This window comes from Akkermansia sp. BCRC 18949 (genome assembly GCF_045011645.1).
GTDB lineage: Bacteria > Verrucomicrobiota > Verrucomicrobiia > Verrucomicrobiales > Akkermansiaceae > Akkermansia > Akkermansia massiliensis.
Map to the genome: position 1 here is coordinate 1,811,363 of NZ_CP123619.1, position 24,829 is coordinate 1,836,191.

General features: G+C 60.4%; 12 protein-coding genes. 8 read left to right on the top strand and 4 right to left on the bottom strand.

The genetic code is table 11. The annotated features are described in order from the left end of the window. Positions 1–43: 43 nt before the first annotated feature. Positions 44–397 (bottom strand): hypothetical protein, encoded by a 354-nt coding sequence (locus P8A25_RS07565; protein ID WP_102749234.1) that lies wholly within the window; start codon positions 395–397, stop codon positions 44–46. Positions 398–521: 124 nt separating this feature from the next. Between P8A25_RS07565 and P8A25_RS07570 the strand changes: the two genes are divergently transcribed. The 8 genes from P8A25_RS07570 to P8A25_RS07605 all read left to right on the top strand — a co-directional run bounded on the left by P8A25_RS07570 (position 522) and on the right by P8A25_RS07605 (position 8,328). Next, on the top strand, positions 522–977 hold the full coding sequence (locus P8A25_RS07570; RefSeq protein ID WP_404838620.1) for a hypothetical protein: 456 nt from the start codon (positions 522–524) through the stop codon (positions 975–977). Further along, the gene (locus tag P8A25_RS07575; RefSeq protein ID WP_404838621.1) at positions 869–2,143 is read left to right on the top strand and encodes a hypothetical protein; all 1,275 of its coding nucleotides are present in this window, start codon (positions 869–871) and stop codon (positions 2,141–2,143) included. The genes P8A25_RS07570 and P8A25_RS07575 overlap by 109 nt, the downstream gene beginning before the upstream one ends. Before the next feature lie 59 nt (positions 2,144–2,202). After that, entirely contained in the window at positions 2,203–3,195 is a 993-nt protein-coding gene (hemB, locus tag P8A25_RS07580) for a porphobilinogen synthase (protein WP_180971058.1), read from the top strand. Positions 3,196–3,251: 56 nt separating this feature from the next. Further along, complete coding sequence (locus tag P8A25_RS07585; protein WP_102728397.1) at positions 3,252–3,623, top strand: hypothetical protein; 372 nt, start codon at positions 3,252–3,254, stop codon at positions 3,621–3,623. A 123-nt stretch (positions 3,624–3,746) separates the two neighbouring features. After that, positions 3,747–4,451 (top strand): response regulator transcription factor, encoded by a 705-nt coding sequence (locus P8A25_RS07590; protein ID WP_022398097.1) that lies wholly within the window; start codon positions 3,747–3,749, stop codon positions 4,449–4,451. A 3-nt stretch (positions 4,452–4,454) separates the two neighbouring features. Next, the gene (locus P8A25_RS07595) at positions 4,455–6,092 is read left to right on the top strand and encodes a sensor histidine kinase KdpD (RefSeq protein ID WP_022398098.1); all 1,638 of its coding nucleotides are present in this window, start codon (positions 4,455–4,457) and stop codon (positions 6,090–6,092) included. Between the two features lie 312 nt (positions 6,093–6,404). Continuing rightward, positions 6,405–7,337, top strand: coding sequence for a UDP-glucuronic acid decarboxylase family protein (locus P8A25_RS07600; protein WP_022398099.1), 933 nt, complete (start codon positions 6,405–6,407; stop codon positions 7,335–7,337). 241 nt (positions 7,338–7,578) lie between these two features. Beyond that, positions 7,579–8,328, top strand: coding sequence for an acyl-[acyl-carrier-protein] thioesterase (locus P8A25_RS07605; protein ID WP_022398100.1), 750 nt, complete (start codon positions 7,579–7,581; stop codon positions 8,326–8,328). Between the two features lie 340 nt (positions 8,329–8,668). Here the strand turns inward: P8A25_RS07605 and P8A25_RS07610 are convergent, their stop codons facing one another. From P8A25_RS07610 to P8A25_RS07620, 3 genes are all read right to left on the bottom strand, one after another. Then, positions 8,669–11,803 carry an autotransporter domain-containing protein gene (locus tag P8A25_RS07610; protein WP_404838622.1) on the bottom strand — a complete coding sequence of 1,045 codons (3,135 nt, stop codon included), beginning with the start codon at positions 11,801–11,803 and terminating at the stop codon, positions 8,669–8,671. After that, the gene (locus P8A25_RS07615) at positions 11,754–14,576 is read right to left on the bottom strand and encodes a beta strand repeat-containing protein (RefSeq protein WP_404838623.1); all 2,823 of its coding nucleotides are present in this window, start codon (positions 14,574–14,576) and stop codon (positions 11,754–11,756) included. Before P8A25_RS07615 ends, P8A25_RS07610 begins: the two co-directional genes overlap by 50 nt. Before the next feature lie 482 nt (positions 14,577–15,058). Then, entirely contained in the window at positions 15,059–24,589 is a 9,531-nt protein-coding gene (locus tag P8A25_RS07620; protein WP_404838624.1) for an autotransporter-associated beta strand repeat-containing protein, read from the bottom strand. Positions 24,590–24,829: the final 240 nt, after the last annotated feature.

The window sequence follows — 24,829 nt, forward strand, 5'->3', positions numbered from 1 at the left end:
GAGACTTTCCGGAAGAGAACGAACACTCTCCCCTTTTTCTTCTTTACGGTTGCCGCACCGGAAAATCCGGTATAACAAGAAATTCATGCTGAATGTCATCTGCCATACCTTGGGAGCCGCTCTTCTTCTGCTTGGCATATGGATCATTCTGCTGGACTGGTACGTTTTCATCTCCCTTCATTTCACCAAGTCTGAACGATGGAACAGCTTTTCCTTCACACCATTCGCAGGATGAATCCTCGGTTGCGCCGCTCTCCGGCTTCTTCCTCCTACCCGAGAAATGGGCATCCGATGGCTTCCCATCCTTCCGGATTCCGGTGTCATCCTGTACAGCGTCCATCTGGTTAAACAATTCTTCAAGTTTCTTTTTCGTCGTTCCCCATAAGCATTTTCTCATTTTTCACCATCGCAGGGAGAACTGGAAAAAACGGAATGCAACCATTTACCTTCCATCCGCTATCCCTCCCTCAACGAGTGATTTACACCTGCGGCCGTTTATGCCATAGTGGCGGCCAGCGGTTATGAAAATCCTCCCCCTCTCCCTTCTCTGCCTCTGCCTGCCCTGCGGCCTCTCCCGGGGCGACCAGCCGCCGGACGGCTCCCCTGTCCGCTTCCAGATCAGCATGGACCAGGCCGCGGAACACAAGGCTCCGGAACCGGACCCTGTTCCGGACCAGAGCACGCCGTTCAATGCGGCCAGGCTGCTGCTCCGCGCCCTTCAGGAAAAAACTGACTGGAAAAACGAACCGTACAAATCCCTGCCCGCCACCTCCCCCTTTGTAGGCCAGCTCAAGCTGAAAAGCATCCTTTCCCGCATGGAGGCGGTCCAGGCGTATGTAACCGGAGCGGCCCCGGAACGCCCCCTTTTGTGGATGAAGCCTCCATCATTACCCAGGGAGACCTGGCGATGGCCTACATCCTGCTGCCGGACAAGACAAACCCGTACGTCTATGCAGCCACTGCGGTGGCCCTGGTGAAAAAGGGCGGCCAGTGGAAGGCCTCCCTGACCCCAGGGAGCTTTGACAATACGTTCCTTCCCTTTGACGACCAAATCCGGGAGGAAGCGAAAAAAATATCAGCGGAAGCCAAGAAGAAAATCTTCGGCCTCGCCCACCAGTACTCCGTGGCCGCCGTCAAAGCCGCCCTGGAGCACATCAAGCGGTTCCGTGTGGAAGCCGTAAAGGGGAAATCGGACGACGAACTCAAGACCCTGCTCATCCGCACCGTGAAAGGGGATGACCCGGCACGCATTGCCGCCCTGCTCGTTTCCCCGTACTACATGGAATCCGCCATCACCCAGAGCGCCCGGCTCACCCCCGTGGTCAAGGCCATGCGCCTTCAGGACAGGAGGGAGGAAAGCCGCTACATCCAGCCCACCAACCTCAGCTTCATGACCTTTCCGAACACCATCCTGGTTCCCCTGCGCCCCCATCCGGATGACCAGACAGACCCGAACAAACGGGATGAGGACCAGCAGGAGGAGGCCAATAAGAACAATGCGAAGAAGAGCGGCAAGGACATTCACAGCATTGCGGCCATGACCATCCTGCCCCCGCGCATGAGCATGCCGGACACGGACAAGCCCGCTCTCATTTACCGCTATGCGCTGGAGAAAATCAAGGACCCCACGGATGGCTTCCCCGTTTTCAAAATGTATCTGACGGACGCCTTCACTTCATGGAACCTGAAAGCGGACGAATCCACCACCGCCCGCATCATGGCGGATTTCCACCGGACCTACCCCCCCCTGGCCTTTCCCACGCCGGAAGAGGCCGTGACCGCCGCCGGGTGCGCCCTGGCGAACCGGGACAGCCTGGCCATGATACGCATGCTGGCTCCGGCCAAATTCGCCTCCGTGAAGGAATTTGAAGACGCGCTCTCCCAGTTGAAAACGGTCATGGGCAGGATTCCCGCCCCCCGGACCGAGGTGAAGGAAAAAGGCGCTCCCGTCGTCAAGGCTGCCTACGTTCCCGTCACCAGGGACGGCGCCCCCGGCATCAAGGCCACCATCGGCGTGCGGCCCGCTTCCAGAAACGGATTCTCCGTCAACAACCTGTACCTTACCAAAACGGACAGCGGCTGGATGATCACTGGAGCTGATGTGGAGAACCCGCTGGCGCTGGACGAACAAAAAAAACCCTGAAAACCGCCCGGGGAACGCCCGCCCCTCTATCACACAACCTTTTCCATTATCACACCATGATGAATCTACCGATACGGCCGCGCCGCAACAGAAAATCCGCCAACATCCGGGGCCTCATCCGGGAAACCTCCCTCTCCCCGGAACACCTCATTTATCCGGTCTTCGTCCATGAAGGAACCGGGAACCAGCCCATTTCCTCCCTGCCCGGCTGCACGCGCTGGAGCGTCAAGGGCCTGGTGGAGGAAGCCAAGCGCCTGATGGACCTGGGCATCCGCACGCTGGACCTTTTCCCGGCCATCCCGGACGGGAAGAAAACCCCGGACGCCTGTGAGGCCTGCAACCCTGACGGCCTCATTCCGCGCACCATTTACGCGCTCAAGAGCGAGGTGCCCGGCATCACCGTCATGACGGACGTGGCGCTGGACCCCTACAATTCAGACGGTCACGACGGCCTGGTGGAATTCCGCTCCGACGGCACGATGGAAATCCTCAATGACGACTCCGTGGAGGTTCTCTGCCGCCAGGCTCTGTGCCACGCGGACGCCGGGGCGGACATCGTCTCCCCCAGCGACATGATGGACGGCCGCGTGGCCGCCATCCGCGCCACCCTGGATTCCGAGGCCCTGGACGACGTCTCCATCATGGCCTATACCGCCAAGTACGCCAGCGCCCTGTACGGGCCGTTCCGCGGCGCGCTGGAAAGCGCGCCGAAGGAGGGGGACAAGAAAACATACCAGATGGACCCCGGCAACATCCGTGAAGCCCTGAGGGAAGCGCAGCTGGATGAAGCGGAAGGCGCGGACATCCTGATGGTGAAACCCGCCACGCTGTATCTGGACGTGATGGCCGCCATGCGGAAGCACGTGACGCTGCCGATAGCCGCCTACCACGTCAGCGGGGAGTACCTGATGATCAAATCCGCCGTGGCTTCCGGCTGGCTGGATGAACGGGAAACCGTTCTGGAGACTCTAACCTCCATCCGGCGCGCCGGGGCGGACATGATCCTCACGTATTACGCCCCCCAGGCTGCCGAATGGCTTAAACAACGCTGACGCCGCACGGCCTCCGCACAGGAGGTGGACGTACGGTCCAGAATACCGCTCTCCGCATGTCTACCTCCACAAAAATATTTGTCGGCATCGTGATCGTCGTCGTCATGGCGCTCACCTCCCTCTGGGGCGTCTATGCCCCCACCTTCTCGGAAGCCTACGTACTGCCCGTACAGATGACGACGGCGGACGGCGCCCCGCTGGGCAACTTCCAGTGCCGCCCGGTGGCCGCGGAAAACGGGAAGACGCTCCTGGTCTTCCGGGATACGGACTTCCTGCGCCAGACCACGGGGAACATGGTCCATTCCAAGATCATCCTTTCCTACAAGGGCACGCCGTTCTTTGAAGGCATCGTCCCCGGCCCCATGGAGGCCATAGAAATTCCCTCCGGGAGCCTTCCGCCCCAGTTCCAGGCGCTCCAGCAGAACTGACCTGGGCTGCTCCGGAAAAGAAAACCTCCGGACCGGGAACCGCCCTGTTATGGCATTGTTACTGAAAGGGCGCAGGTTTCTCTATACAAACAGGGAAACATTGTGGTTTTATAGAATCAAACGATGAGTGATTCAGCCTATACCATTCTGATTGCGGAGGATGACGACAGCATCAGGCACGCCCTGACGGACGTGCTGACCGCATCCGGCTACGAGGTGCTGGCGCTGGAAGAGGGCCTGGCCGCCATCCGCGCCGTGCGGGAACGCAACTTTGACCTGGCCCTGCTGGACGTAGCCATGCCGGGAGCTGACGGCTTCCAGGTGCTCCAGGTCATGTCTGCGGAGCGCCCCGGCACGCCCGTCATCATGCTCACGGCGCGCGGGGAGGAGGAGGACCGCGTGCAGGGGCTCAAGCTGGGGGCGGACGACTACATCGTCAAGCCGTTCAGCATCCGGGAGCTGCTCGCCCGCATCGAGGCCGTGCTGCGCAGATCCCCGGAACGGCCGCGCCAGCTCCGGGAAATCCGGATCCCCGGCGCATCCCTGGACAGCGCCAACCGCCTGCTCACCTTTGAGGACGGAAAGGAAACCTCCCTGACCGCACGGGAATTCGAATTCCTCACGTACATGGCCACCCACCCCAACCGCGTCATCACGCGGGACGAACTGCTCCGGCGCGTGTGGGACGTGGACCCGCGCCTGACGGATACGCGCTCCGTGGAAATGACCGTCATGCGCCTCCGGGACAAGCTGGGGACCGTCGCGGCCGCCCCGCTGGAAACGCTCAGAAGCCAGGGCTACCGCTGGAACTCATCCTTCGTCTCCTGACCCGTGAACCGGCGCATACGCATCACTCTGCTGGCAATCAGCCTGCTGCTGGTCATCGGCACGCTCGGATGGCTCACCCACGTTCTGCTGGTGCAGGCGGAGGAAACGGGCCGCTCCGAACAGCGCATCAGGGTGGAGGCCCTGGCTCATGAAGCCAAGCTGGAAATGGACCGCCTCCTGACCTCCTTCATCACCTTTGAACAGGCCCGCGGCTACTTTGAATACCAGCCCTTTTACGCCTACAAGCGCCCTTATGACCAGCGCATGGGCTCCCCGGAACCCGGAGAGGCCGCCCGCGGCTCCAACCTCTCCTCCTACCTGCCGGACTACGTCACGGCCTATATCCAGATTTCCCCCTCCGGCCATGTAACCGGACCCGCGCTGAACCCGCAGCTTGCCGAACATCTGAATGAGCAGAAGGACCTCTACCAGCGGCTGAACGGCAAGGTCTCCGCCCTCACCTCCGTGCCGTCCAGCGGCAACCTCTGGACGGACATCCGGAATGAAATCCTGCATGAAGCCCCGGAACCTGAGCCGACGGCATCCGGCACGCCGGCCCAGGTGGAAACCGTCACCTCCTTCGTCCCAGTGGAAGACGGGGGGAACCTCTATATCCTGCGCCAGGTGCACACCAGCCGCGGCGTCTATTTGCAGGGGGCCCTGATGAACATGGACAACCTGAACCGGCGGCTGCCCGGCCAGGTAAAGCTGTTGCTTCCCCACAGCCGCCTGGCTACCTTCGATCCCTCCGCCCCGCCTCCCGCAGAAGCGCGGCAAACGGGCACGCTCCCCTTTGCCAACGCCCCCCTGGTCTTTCTGCCGGGAGACACCGGAGCCGTCCCCCTCCAGGACCACAAGAAAATGCTGACCTGGACGCTCACGCTCATCTGGAGCATGGTACTGCTGGGCGCGGCAGGCGTCATCTGGCTCATGCTGGGCACCTTCCGCCTGGAGCAGCGCCGCGGGGACTTCGTCTCCGCCGTCACCCATGAACTCAGGACGCCGCTCACCTCCTTCTCCCTGTATACGGAAATGCTGGAGGACGGCATGGTGCCGGAGCAGAAAAAGCCGGAATACTACGCCAACATGCAGCGGGAATGCCGCCGCCTGGAACACCTGATTGAAAACGTGCTCTCCTACTCCCGGCTCCAGCGGAACGCCATCCGCCGCACGCGGGATACGCTCACCTGCCAGGAACTCTTTGAACCCATTGCGGAAAAAATAGACCGACGGCTCCGGGAGGCGGGCATCAGCTTCTCCTTTGCCCTGGCGCAGCCCATCCGCATCCTGCCCATTCATACGGATGCCGTCTCCGTGGAGCAGATCATGGACAACCTGACCTCCAACGCCATTAAATACGCCAAGGGGGAAAACGCCAAAGTCCAGCTCACCGTCCAGGCGGACCGCCACAACATCGTCATCCGCTTCCGGGACAACGGCCCGGGCATCTCCCCGAAAAACCGCAAGCTGGTGTTCAAGCCCTTCCGGCGCACGAAGGACGCCTCCGACAGCCGCAAGCCCGGCGTAGGCCTGGGGCTGGCGCTGGCCAAGGATACGGCACGCTCCCTGGGGGGGGACCTGAAACTGGAATTCGGCACCTTGGGGGGAGCCAGCTTCCTGCTGACACTTCCCAAATCCTGACCCCGCCAAGGGGCCTGCACGCCTCCATCTGCTTCCCGGCCCGCACGGAACCATCTTTCCTCTTCCATCTTTCCTCTTCCATCTTTCCTCTTCCATCTTTCCTCTTCCATCTTTCCTCTTCCATCGCATCCCCTTCCCTTGCAACATCCGGCCCAGGAAAATCCCGTCCGGCATGCTATGCGCTTGCCTTCACGTGACGGATATGTGACATTGAACCGCAACGCACGGCGGGACGAAAAATTCCCGTTCCACGCAGGAATATCCGCCTTCCCTTCCGGCGCGGCGGAGCGCAAAACGCATGGACATGCTATCATGAGTAAAAGGATTTTGATCACCGGAGGAGCCGGCTTCATCGGCTCCCACCTCAGCGAACGGCTTCTGAAAGAAGGCCATGAAGTCATCTGCATGGACAACTTCTTCACGGGCAGCAAGCAAAACCTCCTTCACCTGGCGGACTATCCCGGATTTGAAATAATCCGCCATGACGTCACCGTTCCCTGCGTGATGGAAGTGGACCAAATCTACAACCTGGCCTGCCCTGCCTCCCCTCCCCATTACCAGTTTGACCCCATCCACACGGTTAAAACCTCCGTGCTGGGCGCGCTGAACATGCTGGGCCTCGCCAAACGGTGCAAGGCCAGAATCCTCCAGGCTTCCACCAGCGAGGTATACGGCGACCCCGTGGTCCATCCCCAGCCGGAAACCTACTGGGGCAACGTCAATCCCGTGGGCGTCCGCTCCTGTTACGATGAAGGCAAAAGATGCGCGGAAACCCTGTTCATGGACTACCGCCGCATGAACGGGGTGGACATCCGCATCATCCGCATCTTCAACACCTACGGACCGCGCATGAACCCGAACGACGGCCGCGTGGTCTCCAACTTCATCGTGCAGGCGCTGAAAGGGGAAGACATCACCATTTACGGAACGGGCAGGCAGACCCGCAGTTTCCAGTACGTGGACGACCTGGTGGAAGGCATGGTCCGCATGATGAACACGGAAGGCTTTTCAGGCCCTGTGAACCTGGGAAATCCCGTGGAATTCACCATGCTGGAACTGGCGGAAAAAGTCATTGAAATGACGGGTTCTTCTTCCAAAACGGTCTTCCGTCCCCTGCCCCTGGACGACCCGGCCCAGCGCAAGCCGGACATTCGGCTGGCGGGAGAAAAACTGGGTTGGAAGCCCAATATTCCGCTGGAAAAAGGCCTTGAAAAAACCATCGCCTACTTCCGGAGCATTCTGTAGCGTTTCCGAGGCGCCGCATGCTTATGCGGCAACTTAATCATTATTGGCGAACTGATTTCATTAAAAGGCGTGGCTTACAGCCGCGTTCCTTTCGGTTGCCGCATAGGCAAGCGGCGCTCCAAGGAAGCAATCCGGAAATTCCGGGAAGCTTCCCATGCGGTCCATGAACTCCGGCATGCCGAGCGGCTCATTACCCGTTTTTGGCTGGTGCGGTAAAACGGTTCGGCTAAAATGAATTGTTATGAAACATGCCGACGCCCACGGAATCTATTCCACTCAAGCCACTGTCCGCACTTATGAAAGCGGTGCGGACGGCCTCATGAAACCGGAAACGGTTCTGCACTGGTTTCAGGAAATAGCGGAGGCCCACGCCTCCTCCCTCGGCTTCGGCTATGACTTTGTGATATCCCGCGGCCTGGCCTGGGTGGAAGTGCGCCTGAACACGGCCATCAGCCGCCTCCCCCGGTGGAAGGAAACGGTGGAACTCCGCACCTGGACCGCGCAGGAAACGCCGCTGCTGGCGCGCCGCAATCTGGAAATAAGGGACGCCCTGGGAAACCAAATCGTCACGGCAAGCTGCCTGTGGGCCGTCATTGACGTACGCCGCAGACGCCCGGTGCCGTTGAACAGGCACATTGATGCCTTCCCGGATACTCCGTGTGAAGAAACGGTGGCTCCGGCAGCCATGGATACCTCGGGCCTTCTGCCGACCATCCGGGAATGGATGGCGGAACGCCGCGATACGGACTTCAACCGCCACATCAACAATGCCGCCTACCTGGTCTGGGCGCTGGAATCCCTGCCGGATTCCTGGCTGGAGAACCATGAATTGACGGGAATCCACCTGCATTTCAAGAAGGAAACCCATGCGGGAGAATCCATGAAATCCCTGCTGTTCCGCCAGGACTCCCTCACCTCCCACCACATCATGCACGGAGACGAACTGCGGGCGGAAGCAGTGCTGGAATGGAAAGCCGCCGCAATCGCATAAAAAAGGCCCTATTCCTCGCCTTCCGGATTTTTCTGACATCAGACAGCGGACGAGGGCATGCAAGAGTATTCTGCGCCGTTTTATAGAATCGGAAGGGGCGTGCCGTGTGAAGGGCGGCGAGCGGCGCGGGGAGAGTAGTGGACAAAATGGACTTGATGGACAGGATGGACACCATTTTCTTTTTTCTATTCTGTCCTTTCAGCCCACACGGCCTATTACTCCGGAGGACGCTATTTCCTTACACAAGCAGGGCCGCCCCGGCTCTTGTCCGCAACGGCCCTGCTGGCTTGGAGAGTGGAACGTCTCCGCTCAACTCTCCTCTCTCAACTTTCAACTCTCCTTAAAAGTCATAACGGTAGCCCACGCTCCCGTTCACCGAGTTGGCTCCGTCACGGAAGTCCGCGTTCCCGTTGATGAAGACCGTTCCCTGCGTTCCTACCGGCACGCTCAGCCCCGCTCCTATTTGCAGCGCCGTCGTTCCAACCTTGGCCCCACGCACGCTCTGCATGAAGCCGGGGTTGCCCAGCAGCGCCACATTGGTTTCTCCGCGGCGGTCGCCCATGTCCTGGGCCGCGTTCACCCGGAACTCAGCCAGCGCTTCTCGCCCGAAGATGTTGCTGCCGATGAGCCCCATCCACCGGCCGCCCAGCGCAACCGTTCCCGTCGTCCATTCCTGCTTGCCTACGTTCAGGCCCGCGTTCCCCGCTCCCGTTTCCGTGTAGCCGTCCATTCTCGTGGTTACTACCGAGGCGTTGGCCAGGGGCTGCAGGATGCTGCTCTTGTCTTCATTGAGGTACACGTCGTAGGTCAGTTCATACATCGCTCCAAAGCCCCACCCGTTGGTGTTGCCCTGCGTCCTGTAGCTGCCTTCCCCGTAGTTGACCGTGCGGTTGAGCTTCGCGTCGTTCCACCCTCCCGTCAGGATCAATGTGTGCGCCCAGCGCTTGCTCTGGTAGCGGCCGAAGAGGTTGGCGTAGTAGCTGTCCAGGTGGCCGTCCGCGCTGTCCGCCGCGCTGGCCGTCAGGTCGCCGTAGTTGGCCGTGAAGGCCGCTCCCATGGTAAAATGGTCGCTGAGGTCCACGTCCATGCCCACGGTGCCGCCCCAGGTGGTGAGCTGGTAGCCGCTTTCATCCCCCCTGGTGTCCAGTTTGGCGTAGGAGCCCGTGCCTTCCATCCACATGTGGAAGTAGGGGAGGTCATCGTTGACGTAGGCGGGGTTGACGCCCATGAGGGTGGTGCGGTTGCGGATCCATCCCATCTGGTCGCGCAGGGCGTCCTTCTGGGCCGTTCCCAGCGCGTTGACCGTGCTGCCCGCTACGGCTGCCAATGCCCTGGATGCTCCCGCCAAATCAGGATTGCTCCCCGTAACCATGGTGCTGATGGCATTCATGACCTGCCCGAGCTGGGAAGTGGCGTCCAGGTTGTTCCTGGCTCCCCACAGAAGTTCGGAACCTGCTCCGGAATTATGGGAATTCACCGCAGGCTTAAAAATATTATCCTGCTGTACCGTGGCGTTCAGCACAATATTGTTTCCTTCCCGGACCATGGTCGCATCCTTGTAATACACGGCAAAGAGTCCGGAAGTACCCACGGACATGGATTCCCCTTCCGCCATGCCGTCAATCGCGTCCGCGGTCATCAGCACCACTCCGTCCAGGTTGTCATACGTTCCCAGGCCCGTGTTGCCGGTCATGTTGGCAAGCGTAAAGCCGGCGCCGTTCCCGATGGTAATGGAATCCGCCGTCAGCATGGCGGAGCCGAAAGGATCGGCCGCGCTCAGGTTATACACGAATTCCGTCATGGAACCGCTCTGGAAGTCAACGCTGCCGACGTTCAAGGTGGTATTGGGGTCCCCTGCTCCATTCCCGATGGCCTCAATGCGCAGGGTGCCGGAAGCGCCTACCGTAACGTTGCGGTAGTCAAGCGCGGGAGCGGCGGACGTGCCTTTCAGCACCAGGGTGCCCCCTCCGCGCACGCCCAGGTCATACGTGGAGCTTCCGGTCTGCATCACCTGGGTTACCTTGCCGGAGACGTCAATGCTCCCTTCCCCGTCCAGTGTGCCGGAGAAAGAGCCGTTCACGGCGGATGCGGAGGTGACGGACAGTGCATTGCCATTCAGGGCCAGCGTTCCAGCGCCGGAGAGGGCCAGAATGGACTTCTCCCCGGTCCCGGACAGGCTCAGCGTTCCGTTCAGCGTCACGGAGGTTCCGAACAGGCCGGCTTCCCCTGCCAGGGTGAGGGAAGAACCTTCCTGAACGTTCAGGCGGCCTGCTCCGGAAATGGTGGTCGCCTGGTCCAGGGTGGAATCCCCGGCAGTCTTGAGCGTTCCGCCCGCAGAGATTTGCAGGGAGCCGCCCTCCGCGTCATCTGCCAGGGTGGCCGTCGTGGTCCCTCCGATCACGACGCGGACGGGTTCATCCGCAGAGGCGGAGGACAAAGTCAGCGTGCCGATATTATTGGCGCTCCCGTTCAGGGCCAGCGTGCCTTCCCTGGCAACCACCGCATTGGAGGTATTGACATTGCCATTCAGCACCAGGGTCTTTTCTCCCGTCTTGATCAGGTCCGCGCCGTCACCGTTCACGGTAAGATTGCCGTTGAACACGGAGTCGTCCAGATCGTTCGCAAGTTCGATATCCAGCGAACCGTCCCCGGCGGCATTCACCACCAGGTTGCCCGTGCTGCCGGTGCCGGAGGAAAGATGCCGGATGATGGTCTTGTCCGTATTGGCCGCGGGCACGTCAAAATTCAGGGTGAGGTTTGTGTCCACAATCACCTGCGCATAGGAATTAAGGGCCGGAATTTCCGTCACCGTGGAACCGTCCACGGACGAAATGTAAATCTGGTCCGTTCTGCCGGAAATGATGATGCTGCCGCCTTCCACCCCCTTGATGCCGAATCCCAGGCTTTCCAGCGTGGCATTGAACGTAAGGTGCTGGTTGAGCCACGCCACCAGGTCGCTGGAAGGCAGGCCGGTGATCGTTCCGTCGGTCAGCAGAATGCCTACGGATTCCAGTTCGCGCATGGCGATCAGGATATCCGTATCAATGTCCATGTGCAGCGTGAGGTCGGAAGCGTCCCCGCCGAAGGAAACGGTGCCCGTGGCCGTGTCATTGAACTGGAGCAGGCTCTTCTGGTCCCCGGCAGCGGCATACGTGGTATTGTTCGCACCCACATGCAGGGAATTATTCCCCGTCAGCGTCAGATTTCCCGTCAGGCCGGTAATGGCCGTTCCCGCCGTGGTGGTATTGATGCCGCCCACCTTGTCCCCGGACAGGCCGCCCAGGTCAATATCCCCGGAATTGGCCTCCGCATTCACGGTTACGCCGCCGGCAGTGGCGTAGGCTCCTGCATGTTGCAGCCCTCCCTTGGTAATGGTGATGTTGTTGGCAATCGCCTGGTTGTTCATGTCCAGAACGGAACCGCCGTTAACGGAAACATTCCCGGTCCCCAGGGAACCGGCGCCCAGCGCCTTCACCGTGCCGCCGTTCAGAGTGGTTCCCCCCCTGGTAATTGTTGGTGGCGTTCAGTTCCAGGACCGGAGAGCCTCCGGCCCTGTTCACTACCAGGGCCCCTGCCCCGGTGATCTGACCTACCCAGGAGCCCGTGGCTTCTCCATTGCCCAGCTGGACCGTGCCGCTGGTAATGGTGAGCGTCCCCGTAGCGGTATTGTCCTGCGTCAGCACCAGCGTTCCGGTTCCGGCCTGTTCCACCCTGGCGTTCAGGGCGCCTTCCGCTCCTACGGTGGCGTTCATCAGAACGAGGTCATTGGTGTAGGAGAATTTGAACAAGCTTGTTCCGCCGTCAGCCTTTAACACCACACCATCCCCGAAAAGCTTGCCATCATTCAGGGTCGCCGCCGTATTGTTGCCGAATGCCCAGGTAAACAGGGCATTGCCAGTGCGGGTGAACGCCCCGTGGAACCCGGTCATGTCTCCCGTCAAGTAGGCGAAGGCATCCCCCAGTGCGGTGGTCACCGTACCTGAACCGGTGAATGCCCCGCCAAAGTAATAGGACTTGCCGCTCCCTCCGTTCAGGTAGGTTCCTTTCTCCAGCACATTGATCGTTGCCATGACGGCGGTATCCGCCGTGTTGACGGCATCCATCCAGAAACCGCGTCCATTCAGGGTTAACGTCCCCCTCCCCATGCTGGCGGCGGTGGCAAACTGGAGGTCGCGGGCATCATTTATACTGCCCGGATTATTATTCAACCCGGATGCGACCAGTTCCCCGGTAAAGGATGAATTGTCTCCTGAAATGTAAAAACGGGATTTGGCCGCCTGGTTGTCCAGCTCAATCCGGCCCGCTCCGCTCATGCCGTTGATGACGATGTTGGCGCTGTTTCCGGAAGGCATTCCATCGATGGCGCTGGAAATGGCGAGGGTTCCCCCCGCATTCACCGTGACTCCCGCGGAAAACCTCGTTTGAACACTTCCGGAGGCAATGGACACGGAACCTCCGTCCACCGTCAGAGCGCCCGCATACACGGCGGCGCCAAGATTCAAGGTGCCGTCTCCGGATTTTTCCATGGCCATCGCCTTGTAATTATCCACGGAAGCCCACGTTACGGCGTTCCCGTTGGTATCCACTTTAATGGAGTTCTTGCTCGTGGAGGAAATCTGTCCGGAAATATCCGCCGTCACGCCAGCGCCATACTGGAGGATACCGCCGTCAAACGACAGACTGCCGGCGCCGAGGGCGGCGTCATCTCCCATTTCAAGCGTGCCACCGCCCAGGATCACCTTTCCGGTATAGTTGGTATTGGCCGTATTGATGGTCAGCTTGGCGTTGCCGGTCTTTTCCAGATTACCGTTGCCTTCCAGAGAGCCGCCCCCTGCCGCGGCATCCCATACATAATCCGTCGTATCCGCCTGCACCATGATAATCGTGGGAGAGACGGCGCCATCAATGGTCACCGTCTGCGGGGCGCTGCCGCCAATGTCTCCCATGACGACTCCGGAATTATCATTGTAAACGCCGTCGTCCTTCCACGGGGAAGCGGCGGGAGCAGTGACGGACCAGATTCCGTCGCCCCCCTTCCATTCAAGCAAAGCCACCTGCGCCACCACCAGGGTAAGCTTGCCGTTCCCCGTGCTCCAGGAACCCAGAAGATTGTCGCCCAGGACAAAGGAACTGGCAGGAACTCCGGTGACGGTGCCCGCGCTGATCAGGTCATAGGAACCCTCCGTCCAGGCCACGCCGTCTATCGTTCCCTGCCCCAGAAGCAGTTCGCTGTTCACGGTCAGCGTTCCGGTCACATTAAGCAGAGACGCGCCGGAAGCCGGAAGAGCGGAGAAATTCAGGAGGGACGAGTTTCCCAGCGTCAGGTTTCCCGTAATCGTGCCGGACGCGCCCAGCGTCAGACTGCCAGCAGCGGCAATACCAAGAGTTCCACCATTCATGTTCAGGGAACCCGCGGCGGCAAGAGTCACATTGGAAAACTGCGTGGCGGCGTTTACCGTCAGGCCAGATGAACCACTCACGGTCAGCGTATTATTGTAGGTAGCATCATGCTGCGCTTTCAAATTGCCTCCATTCAGGTTCACCATTCCCGAACCCAGAGCAGTAGCATTATTCAACTGCAATGTTGCCCCTCCCGTAACCATCCAGTTCGCTGTCATGGCCTGACGGTTCCTGTTGACGGATTGATCAGTTACATTCGTCGTCTGTGCGGCCGAATTCAAAATCAGCGTACCAGAATACCCCACACCTCCCACAGTAATTGTGGGGGGATCAGTAATCCCTTCCCCAACCGCAAGCGCTCCATAAACGTTCATGGTCTTGCCTGCAGCGATCTGGAACAAGGTATTCGCATAAAATGAAACGCCCTCCCAGGCCGTACCCGTTGATCCTAACGAAAAATCCTCCCCGATGTTGAAAACCGTCGCCTGCCCTTCTCCCGGAGCACGGAAATTGACGACGCGGGAACCGCCGTCGCTGGAGGATACACTGAATCCTGAAGCACCCGCCGCCACATTAATGCCACCCAGCGACAAGCTATTGAACTGGGCCTTGACGGCCTTTTGAACATTATCTCCATATGGTCCGCTGAATTGCATAATATTGGCACTGGTTCCGGCCCACACGTTTGCATAATTGGTCGGCGCCGGATTCCAGTTGGCATTTGTATGGATCCAGCCATCCGTTCCGCCAAGCCATGTATAGGTTTCCGCCAAGGCATGCGGTGAGGAAACGGCGGCCATGCAGGCAATCAGAGAGGACAGGAGACCCAAGGGAAGGTGCAGCTTCATAATTTTTAATGAAAATGAACGTGAAAATACCTCCTGAACCTGACAGGAGGCTTTTTATCATCATTAACGGATTAAAAATCCTCCTACAAGCTTAAACGTTGATTCCGTAGGCGTTGCAACTCTCCTGGAAGACCGTTTTCATGCTATATCTGGTCCGCAATCAGGTATGTTCGTGGTGGTATCCTTATCAGTATAAACATGCAAGCAGGTTCATTCTGGTATATTGGCGGCTTTTCCGTTCCCTAGCGGATTTTTAATCCGCCTTGCGAATCATTCCGGATGGAATCAATAATCCATTTTAACATCATTTATTCCACTATATGATATCAACTGCGCTACTGCACCATGCCGGCAGAAGCGCCGCACAGCATGCAATGTTCCGTGACGCAGCAGGGCCGTTCCGGACAATGCCGGAACGGCCCTGGAAGTCCGGAGAGCAGAGCGTCTCCGCTCAACTCTCCACTCTCAAACTTCAACTCTCCTTAGAAGTCATACCGGTAGCCTACGCTTCCGTTCACCGAGTTGGCTCCGTCACGGAAGTCCGCGTTCCCGTTGATGAAGACCGTTCCCTGCGTTCCTACCGGTACGCTCAGCCCCGCTCCGATTTGCAGCGCCGTCGTTCCAACCTTCGCTCCTCTGACCGTCTGCGTATAGCCGGGATTGGCCAGGAAGCCTACGCCCGTCTTGCCGCGGTGGTCGCCCATGTCCTGGGCCGCGTTTACTCGGAACTCAGCCAGCGCTTCTCGCCCGAAGATGTTGCTGCCAATGAGCCCCATCCACCGGCCGCCCAGCGCAACCGTTCCCGTCGTCCATTCCTGCTTGCCTACGTTCAGGCCCGCGTTCCCCGCTCCCGTTTCCGTGTAGCCGTCCATTCTCGTGGTTACTACCGAGGCGTTGACCAGGGGCTGCAGGATGCTGCTCCTGTCTTCGTTGAGGTACACGTCGTAGGTCAGTTCATACATCGCTCCAAAGCCCCACCCGTTGGTGTTGCCCTGCGTCCTGTAGCTGCCTTCCCCATAGTTGACCGTGCGGTTGAGCTTCGCGTCGTTCCACCCACCCGTCAGGATGAGCGTGTGCGCCCAGCGCTTGCTCTGGTAGCGGCCGAAGAGGTTGGCGTAGTAGCTGTCCAGGTGGCCGTCCGCACTGTCCGCCGCGCTGGCCGTCAGGTCGCCGTAGTTGGCCGTGAAGGCCGCTCCCATGGTAAAATGGTCGCTGAGGTCCACGTCCATGCCCACGGTGCCGCCCCAGGTGGTGAGCTGGTAGCCGCTTTCATCTCCCTTGGTGTCCAGTTTGGCGTAGGAGCCCGTGCCTTCCATCCACATGTGGAAGTAGGGGAGGTCATCGTTGACGTAGGCGGGGTTGACGCCCATGAGGGTGGTGCGGTTGCGGATCCATCCCATCTGGTCGCGCAGGGCGTCCTTCTGGGCCGTTCCCAGCGCGTTGACCGTGCTGCCTGCCGCGGCTGCCATGGAACGTGCCGCCCGGGAGGTGTTGCCGGACTGGATGTCGTTTCTGACGGCTTCCCTCAGGTCACCGAGCTGCGTGCCTTTCGGCGCGTTGCCGCGGTTGTTCCAGAGCAGGTTGGCCCCCGCTTCCGAGTTGGCCGTGTTGGCCGCGTCCATAAAGGCGTTCTCCGTCTTGACCATGCCCGTCACCACAATCTTGCCGCCTTCCGTCCGGATGCCGAATTCCTGGTAGTAGAAGTCAAAGTAGCCGGAGGCGTCCACCGTGGCTCCGTTGGCCGAAACCGTTCCGGCTCCCGTCGCGTCCACCAGCGTGAAGTTGAGGTTGGCCGTCGGGTCCGCCGGATCGTCGTAGTCCCCCAGGCTTCCCAGGGAAACGGTAGTTCCGTCCAGATTGACGTCTCCGGCCTGCACGGTGATGACCGGGCTGGAGAAGAGGTCGTCACGGTTGGTGTTGATGACCAGGTCCAGATGGGAGTTTTGCAGGTTGAGTCCGTTGGCGACGGTGAGCGTCGTGTTGACCGCTCCGGTTCCCTCCCCTACCGGACTCAGGCGCACATGGGCGCCGCTTGCCGCCGTGAGGCTCTTGTAGGTGACGGAGCCGTTGCCGCCTTCCGCTCCCGTCAGTTCCAGCGTGCCCTTGGTGACGCTGAGGGCCTGCCCGATCGCGCCGTTCCCCTTCAGGACCTGCGTGCCGGTGCCGTTCATGGTGATGCTGCCTTCCCCGCTGAGGGTGCCTTCATACAGGGCATTCCCGGCGGTGGTGATTTCCAGGGCAGACCCGTTGTTCAGCGCGCCGATTCCCGTCAGGCCGGAGATGGTGTTGGCCGCGTTGCCGAGTTCCAGCATTCCGCTGCCGTCCAGGTCCACCTGCACGCCGTCAAGCTTGGAGGTGCCGTTGAGCGCGAGGGAGGCGGTGTCCGCCACATGGAGCACGCCGGTTCCGGAAATGGTGCTGTTGGAGAGTTCGGAGCCGGCTCCCGTAAGCGTGAGCGTGCCGTTTTTACCGATGGCGAGGTTGCCGCCGTTGCCTTCATCCGTGAGCGTTCCCGCTTGCGTTTTTCCAGTGATGTCCAGGGAGGAAAGGTCTCCGGAGTTGGTGGAGTTGAGCCTGATGGAGCCCAGGTCCGCCGTGCCGGAGAGGATAAGGCTGCCGTCCTGCATGTCCAGCGTGCCGCTGGTGTTCAGGGTTCCGGCGAGTTCCAGGGAGCCTTCTCCCGTTTTGGTAATGTTGGCCGTGCCGCCGTTGATGGTTCCGGAGTACTTCGTATCGGGACCGGACGTATTCGGATCTGTTCCCAGCAGCTCGTTGTTCAGGATGACGGATGCCGTCTTGTCGTTCGTGCTGGTGATGTTGATGACGCCGGAGGCCGCGCCGGAGAGGTTGTTAATCGTCAGGCCGTCAGCCGTATCGTCCACGCCCGGGAGGTTGAGTGCGAGGTTGCCGTCCACGATGACCGCGCGGTACGGGTCGAGTTCGGAGTTGCTGGAGACGGTTTTGTCTTCACTGCCTACCGCGTAGATTTGCGTGGCGTCACCGGTGATGCCGATGGAGCCGCCGTTGATGCCCGTGACGGCAAAGCCGAGGGTTTCCAGCAGCGGGTTGAAGACGGCCGTGCCGTAGCCCAGCGCTCCGTTCGTGAGGTTGAGCCACGCGGTGCGGTCGCCCGCTCCCCAGCCCTGCATGGCATTGATGAGGTCGGCGGAGAGGGTGAGGGTGAGGGTTTCAATTTCCAGCTGGGTGCCGTCCGCGTCAAATTGGATCATGGAGGTGCTTCCGGCCAGGTCCTGTGTTTTGGAGACGTTGCCCGTTCCCACCACCAGGCTGGCACTGTCCAGGCTGGCGGCGCCGTTGATGCCGCTGATGACCGTTCCGGCGTCCGTCATGTTGACGGTCTTGAGCGCGGAACCGGAAAGGCCGCCCAGGGAAATGGCGCTGACGCCGGAGGCCGCATTGACGGAGACGTTCTTGACGCCCTTGTAATTCTGGCCGCCCGTCACGTTGCCTCCGGTGATGTTGAGCCCGGCTTTATAGCCATCGGCGGTGTCCTGGAAGGAAAGCGTTCCGGAAGCAAGCGTCACGGTACCCGTGTAACCCGCACTGGCGGCCCCTATGCTCAGAGTGCCCGTACCGGTTTTCAGAAGGTTGCCTGAACCGGTGAAGGCGCCGTTGAGGGTGATGTCCCCCCCCGTGGTATCCACCGTGGCGGTCTTGCCGGAAGCGGCGTTGAGGGCGACTCCGACAGAAGTTGTCCAGGCAGCGGAGGAGTTGAGCGTGCCTTCTCCCAGCGTGAGGGTTCCGGACGTGCCGGTGATATCGCCGCCCATCGTGAGCGTACCGCCGCCGCTGAGGGTGATGCCGGAGTCGGAGCCATCCAGGAAGGAGGCGGCCGCCAGCACGGCAGTGCCGCCGTTGATGTTGAGATTGCCTGCCAGGGCTCCCTGCCCGTTGGCGCCGCCCAAATTGACGCCGGTGGTGGAGGTGAGCGTGACGCCCGTCCCCACGTTGACCGCGGAAGCCTGCGTGTTGCTGCCCATCGTGCCGCCGCCTATTTGCAACGTGGCGATATCAAGGTCTTTCTTCAAGTCCAGCGTCACGCCGTACGTGACGTCAATGAGGTCGGCATTCAGCGTGCCGTTCATCGTGATGGTACGGTTGGCCGTAGCCGCTCCGTAGCCGGAAAGAACGATGCTGCCTCCGGCATTGCTGAGCGTGCCGTTAAGCGCGTCATTGCCGTTGGCCGCCTTGACGAGCAGGGAGCCCCCGTCCGTCTTGGCGAGCGTGCCGCTGATGTTTTTGAGTACGCCGGAGAGGGCGATTTCATTGCCTCCGGAGAGCTTGAGGGTGGAGCCGCTGGCCACCGTCACGGTTCCGGAGAGAATCTTGGTATTGGCGATGTTCCCCAGCGCCACGGCTCCATTCCCGGAGATGTTCCAGTTGAGGGACAGGAAGCTGTCCTGCCCGGCCGTGTCCACCGTCAGCGTGGTGCCGGTTCCGGAGGCAGCCAGCTTGACCGCGTCCCCGGCGTTTTTCTGCACCATGGTCTGCGTCAGCGTCACGTTCCCGGAGGCCTGCAGGGTGCCGCCGCCGAAGATGATGGAACCCGTTCCCAGCGCTCCGTCTCCGTTGATGTCCACAATGCCCCCTTCCAGGGACGTGGAGCCTCCGTAGGTGTTCGTGTTGCGGATTTGCAGGGTGCCGTCCCCCCTCTTGGTCAGGATGGTCGTGGCACCCGTGATGTGCCCGTCTCCCTGGAAGGTGTAGGTGTTGTCCGCGCCGCTGTTGCTGACGACGATGGAGGAGGGAGCCACGTCTCCCGTAATCGTCACGGTTTTGTTGGCTGCCGTGTTGTCAAAGAGCAGGGGCTGCCCGTCCGTGGTCGCCGGCGCGGAGCCGCTTCCGCCGTAGGTCCAGTTGCTCACGTCGCCCGCGCTCCATGTTCCGGCGTCCGCCGTTCCGTTCCAGGTGAGCATATTCGCGGAGGACTCAATCTTGAGCTGAAGCGTTTTGCCGTCCGCGGAGAGTCCCAGCGTGTAGGTCAGTTCCGGATGGGCGTCATTGATGAGGTCCCCGATGTTGAAGGAGCCGAGCGTGAGCGTCCCGCTTCCCACCGTGAGCAGGGAGTAGTCTCCCGCGTCGGTGAGCGTGTCGTAGTTGTTGAGGGTGACGTTGTGCGTTCCGGTGAGCGTCAGTCCGCCGGTGAGCGTCACCAGGGCGTTTCCTCCCGCCGTCAGTCCCGTCATGTCAAAGGTGAAGGAGGAGCCCGCAGCCATGGCCATGTCTCCGGTGACGTTGAGGCGCGAGTAGCTGCCCAGCGTCAGGCTGCCGATGGAGCCGCCGTTGCTGGTGATGGCGCCCGTGGAGAGCGCATCCGCCGTGCCGGCTTTCACGTTGACCGCGTTATTCACCGCATAATTGCCGATGTCCAGCGTCGCTCCGGAGGAGATGGAGACCGTGCTGGTCCCGAACGCCGTAGCGCTTCCCGCCGCCAGCGTTCCGGCTTCCGCATTGGTCGTGCCGGCATAGGTATTGGCGCCGCTGAGCGTCACCTTGCCCGGACCCTTCTGGGTGATGGAACCCGTTCCGCCGATGGCGTTGGCCACCGTCTGGTCCGCATCCACCGCATAGGTCAGGAAGGCGTCTCCATTGCCGCCGAGCGTCACCGCTCCGGAACCCAGGGAGCCGGCTCCCGTCAGCAGGATGGTCCCTTCCTTGATTAGGGTCTGGTTGGTATAATCGCTGGCCTTGGTCAATTGAAGCACGCCGTTCCCCTGCTTTACGAGGTTGGCGCCGTTGCCTTCCTTGGCTACGATTACATCCAGCTTCAAATCTGCCGTATTAGTATCGTCCAGCGCAAAATTCCCGCGCGCTATGTCAAAGATGACCGTGCCGCCGCGGAGGGTCAGGGCATTCGCCTGACCGGTGGAGGGGGCTCCCTCCGCCACAGAGAAGACGCTCATTCCGGTAGCGGACTGCTGCGTCACAATGGTATTGGTGCCGCTGAACAAGTCGAAGCCGTTTAATCCCCCACCGGGTATATTCAGAATGACCCGGCTGTTGTTGAACACCATTCTGGTATTGGCCATGGTCGTATTGCCGCCGCCGACATTCCAGGTGCCGTTGTTCAGGGTCAGCGTGCCGAAGTTCCCGCTATTATTGTAGCCGAACGGATCGCCCGCCGTAGTATTCAGCGTGCCGCCGTTCACCATCAGGTTGCCGTAAAGGATGGACTCTCCTCCGTCTCCATTCTTGCCGAGGTTCAGGACCGCGCCCTCGCCCACCGTGGTCAGCGCGGTTTTCGTCTGGGCGGTGGAAACCGTCAGGGCCGTTCCGGCGCCCGACACTTCCAGATTGATGCCGGAGCCGTTGGCCAGATTGGTTCCAAGCGTATTGGCGCCTCCGGAAGCAAAGGCGATCGTGCCTCCGTTAATCGTCGGCATCGTGGCTCCCAGAATATCCGCAATTCCGCCCGTTACGCCGATTTCCAGCCGTCCCGTCCTGTCCACGGTCACCGTTCCGGTCCCCAGGGCCATGTTCGCCTTCACGGCAACGGTTCCTTCCTTGATGTTGACCGCGCCGGAATAATCGTTATTGGAGCTGTTGAAGGTCACTTTTCCTTCACCCAGCTTGGTCATGGCGCCGTTTCCGGAAAGCTTGCCTCCGTTGTTGGTCAGCTCCAGGTCCTGCCCTGCCCCGTTGTTGAAATAAATGGCCTTGGCATTCACGTCCCCCGTCAGGGACGCCACTCCCGTGTGCCTACCGTCAAACAGGTAGGTTGTGGTGTTGTCCACGGCGCCGATCGGGTTGCCGTCCCAGACTACCACGCCGTCCGCCATGCTGACGGAAACGGTCACCGTCTTGTCCCCGGTGTTTACGTTGAAGGTTCCCTGGTACAGGCTGGCCAGCGCCCCGGTCAGGGTCATCGTCCCCGCATCCGCGAAGTTGCCGGCCGTCAGGTTGTCCCAGGAAACCAGCGTATAAGTCCCCGCGGTGATATTCCCGTTAATGTCCAGGCTGACGCCCGCATCCGCGCCCAGCGCCAGGTTGCTCACCGTCAGCGTCGCTCCGTCCGCGCTCAGGGCGCTTCCGTCAACCGCCAGTGAAGCGGCGTTCAGCGTTCCGGTCACGTTCTGCTTCCGCAGCGCCGTCACCTTGGCGGTGGAGGCGTTCAGCGTTCCGGCCAGCGCCGTATCCGCATTCAGGTAAAGGTTGGCTCCAGAAAGGTTCAGCGTTCCGGAAAAACCGGAGACGTCCCCGCCCAGCGTCAGGGCTCCCGCATTGTTGCGGGTATTGACAGCCAGCGTGCCCGTTCCGCCCAGGCCGCCGAGCATCTGGAGGCTGTCCCCGCTCGCGATGGCCGCCGTTCCCGTGCCGGACGTTTCCACGGATACCTTGCCGTTGAGGTTCACGTTCACGGTGGCTCCGTTAAAAATGCTCAGCGCCGTGGCCGCATTCGTCCCTTTCAGGGTGATGTCCCCGTCCAGGGAAACTCCCCCCGTGACGGTATTGGAATTCAAGTTGCTAAACGTCACGGTGACGTTTTTCTCACTGCCGCCCAGCGTTACGTTGCCCTGCCCCCACGGGGTCAGGGTCTGGCCGGAGACGATGGAGGCGTCCCCGATATTGTACGTCAGATTGACCAGGTTGCCCGTTCCGGCTATTTCCGTATCCCCGTCATAGGAATTCTTCACCCAGCCCGTTTTAAAACCCCACCCGTTCCCCCCGGCATCGGAAATGATTTTAAGGCCGCCCGTTCCGGTGATGGTGGATGAAACCGCGGTGGCATTTCCATAAATGGCTCCATTCAGGAAAGCAAATCCTCCTGCGGCATCCAGGACGATTTTCATGTCGAAATTCGCGCCGGCGGCATTTCCGTTCTTCAGATGCAGGGTGGAGCCGTTCCCCATGGTAAGAGTACCCGTTCCCGTCACCTTGGTTCTGGCGCCCGCTACGTCCATCACGGTATTTTCCCCCAGCGTAATGTTCAGGTTGGAGCTCCATGTTCCGGTTTCGTCCGCAAGCATCACGGTGCCCTGTTCCACAACCAGCGTTCCTCCTCCTGAAGCGTTGAAGGAATTAAGGCCCAGCGTTAACGTTCCCGTACCCGTCTTGGTGATGGTGCCGTTGATTCCCCCGTTCAGGGTGGAGTCCCCCGCGCCAATGACCAGGGAACCGGGGCCGCTGTTGGTCAATTTGCCTCCATAAGTGCCGGCCCCCAGCAGGAGGCTGCCGCTTCCCGTACGGGTGACGGTCCCCGTCCAGCCGGCCAGTGAAGCCCACGTTACGGCATTCCCGTTCGTGTCCACCAGAATGGAGTTGGAAGCCAGCGCATCCGTCTTGATCTGGCCGGAGACGTCTGCCGTAATGCCCGTGCCGTACTTGAGCGCGCCTCCATTAAAGATGATGCTGCCGGTGCCCAGCGCGGAGGCATGCTGCATTTCCACCGTGCCGCCGCCCAGCAGGACTTCTCCGGAAAAACCGGCGTTGTCCGTGGCGATGGACAAGGTTCCGCTGCCGGTCTTCTGCAGCTTGGAGCTTCCCACCAGGGAACCGGACCCCGTCCACGTGTAACCGGTTGCCTCAGCATTGACGACGATCAGGCCTGGATTCACCTGTCCGGCGATGTTCACGGTCTGCGGCGCATTGCCTGCTACGTCGCCGAAGATGACTCCGTTGCCGTTGGCAAAAGACAATCCCGCATTCCAGGGGGAATTCCCCGTTCCTCCCACCGTCCACGTATTGTCTCCGCCGCCCGTCCAGGTCAGCGACGTGACCTGCGCCACGACGAATTTCAGGGTATTGTCCGTCGTGCTCCAGTTGCCGATGTATTCGGTCCCCAGCAGAATGGTATTGGCCAGATCCCCGGTGATGCCGCCCGTGGCATTAATCAGATTGTACGTGCCCGCGCTCCAGCTCACGCTGTCGCTGTTCTCCAGCAGCAGGCTGCCGTTCACCGTCAGGGCGCCGTTCAGGGCCAGCAGGGGATTGCCGTTCACCGTCATGTGAGTGGCGTCAATCCGCACGGCCGCTCCCAGGTTCAGGTTGCCGGTCATCGTATTCTGCCCCCCAAGGGACAGGACGCCGCCGGTCATGGACAGGCCGGCATTGCTGTCCACGGCGGAGACGTCCAGGCCCGCTCCCGCGGACAGGGAAAGCCCGCCGTACCCCGCGGAAATTCCGCCGATGGCCGCATTCCCCGTTACGGAAAGGTTCTTGTTCGTTCCCATTCCGGAGGCATGGCTGACAATGAGGGTGCCCCCTTTCAGTTCCACGCCGCCCGTGAAGGAAGAGGAATTGGCCAGGGTCAGCGTTCCGGAGCCGTCCTTGATCAAACGCCCGGTTCCACGGAATGCATTGTCACTGCCCGTGATCATGTTCCCTGCTCCGGTAATGGTCAGGGCGCCGTTCAGCTGGATATTATGAGTGTCGTCAGCAGTGATGGACATGGTGCTGCCGGCATTCACCACCTCCACGGCGCCGCCGCCCGCGGCGACTGTCAGGCCGTTCCCGAAGGTTCCGTCGCTTTCCTTGGTAATCTCCAGGCGCCCGTTGTTCAAGGTCCAGTACCCCGTATTGACGGCCATGGAACCCAGCCCCGCGCCGTCATAGGCATATTCTCCCACGCGCAGCACGCCGCCGTTGGTGACGGTTACCTTGTAGCGCGTATAATTATCCCCTTTCATGCTGAGGCTGGCTCCCGGAGAGCTCAAATCCAGCGTGGCGTTGTCAATGGTCAGGGTCCTGGTTCCGGAGCCATTCCCCGCTTTCACGGTAGCCGCCGTTTCAATCTTGAACACGCCGCCGCCGGTAATGGTAAGGCTGTTGTCCCCGACGTTGAACGCTCCCTCCGCCTGGGTAAGCGTCTTTCCGGCCTCAATGGTCAGCGTCAGGTCGTTGGCGCCGATGGTCGTAGCCTCATTCCAGGTAACGTCCGTATCAAACGTCTGGTTGGTCGTAATGGTGAGGGGATCAGCCTGAACAGAGGCGGACAACGCAGCGCAGCAGGCAAGAAGAGCGGACAACAAATTGAGGGGCAAATGCAGCTTCATAAAGAAAACAATTAATTATAAATATATTGAGAAAGACGTGGTCTTTTAGCAGAAATGAGACATGCTATTAGGTAGATGAAATATCGGATTTGAAATCCGGTGTCAATCTGGAAGTGCCGTTTCCAAAGCTTTAAATTATTTCCGTTATCTCCATTCTATTCCATGCCCTCATTCAAATTAGCCACATTATTCAAAAAACAAAACCAACAGAATTTAAAATAAACATCTGATCATAAACAA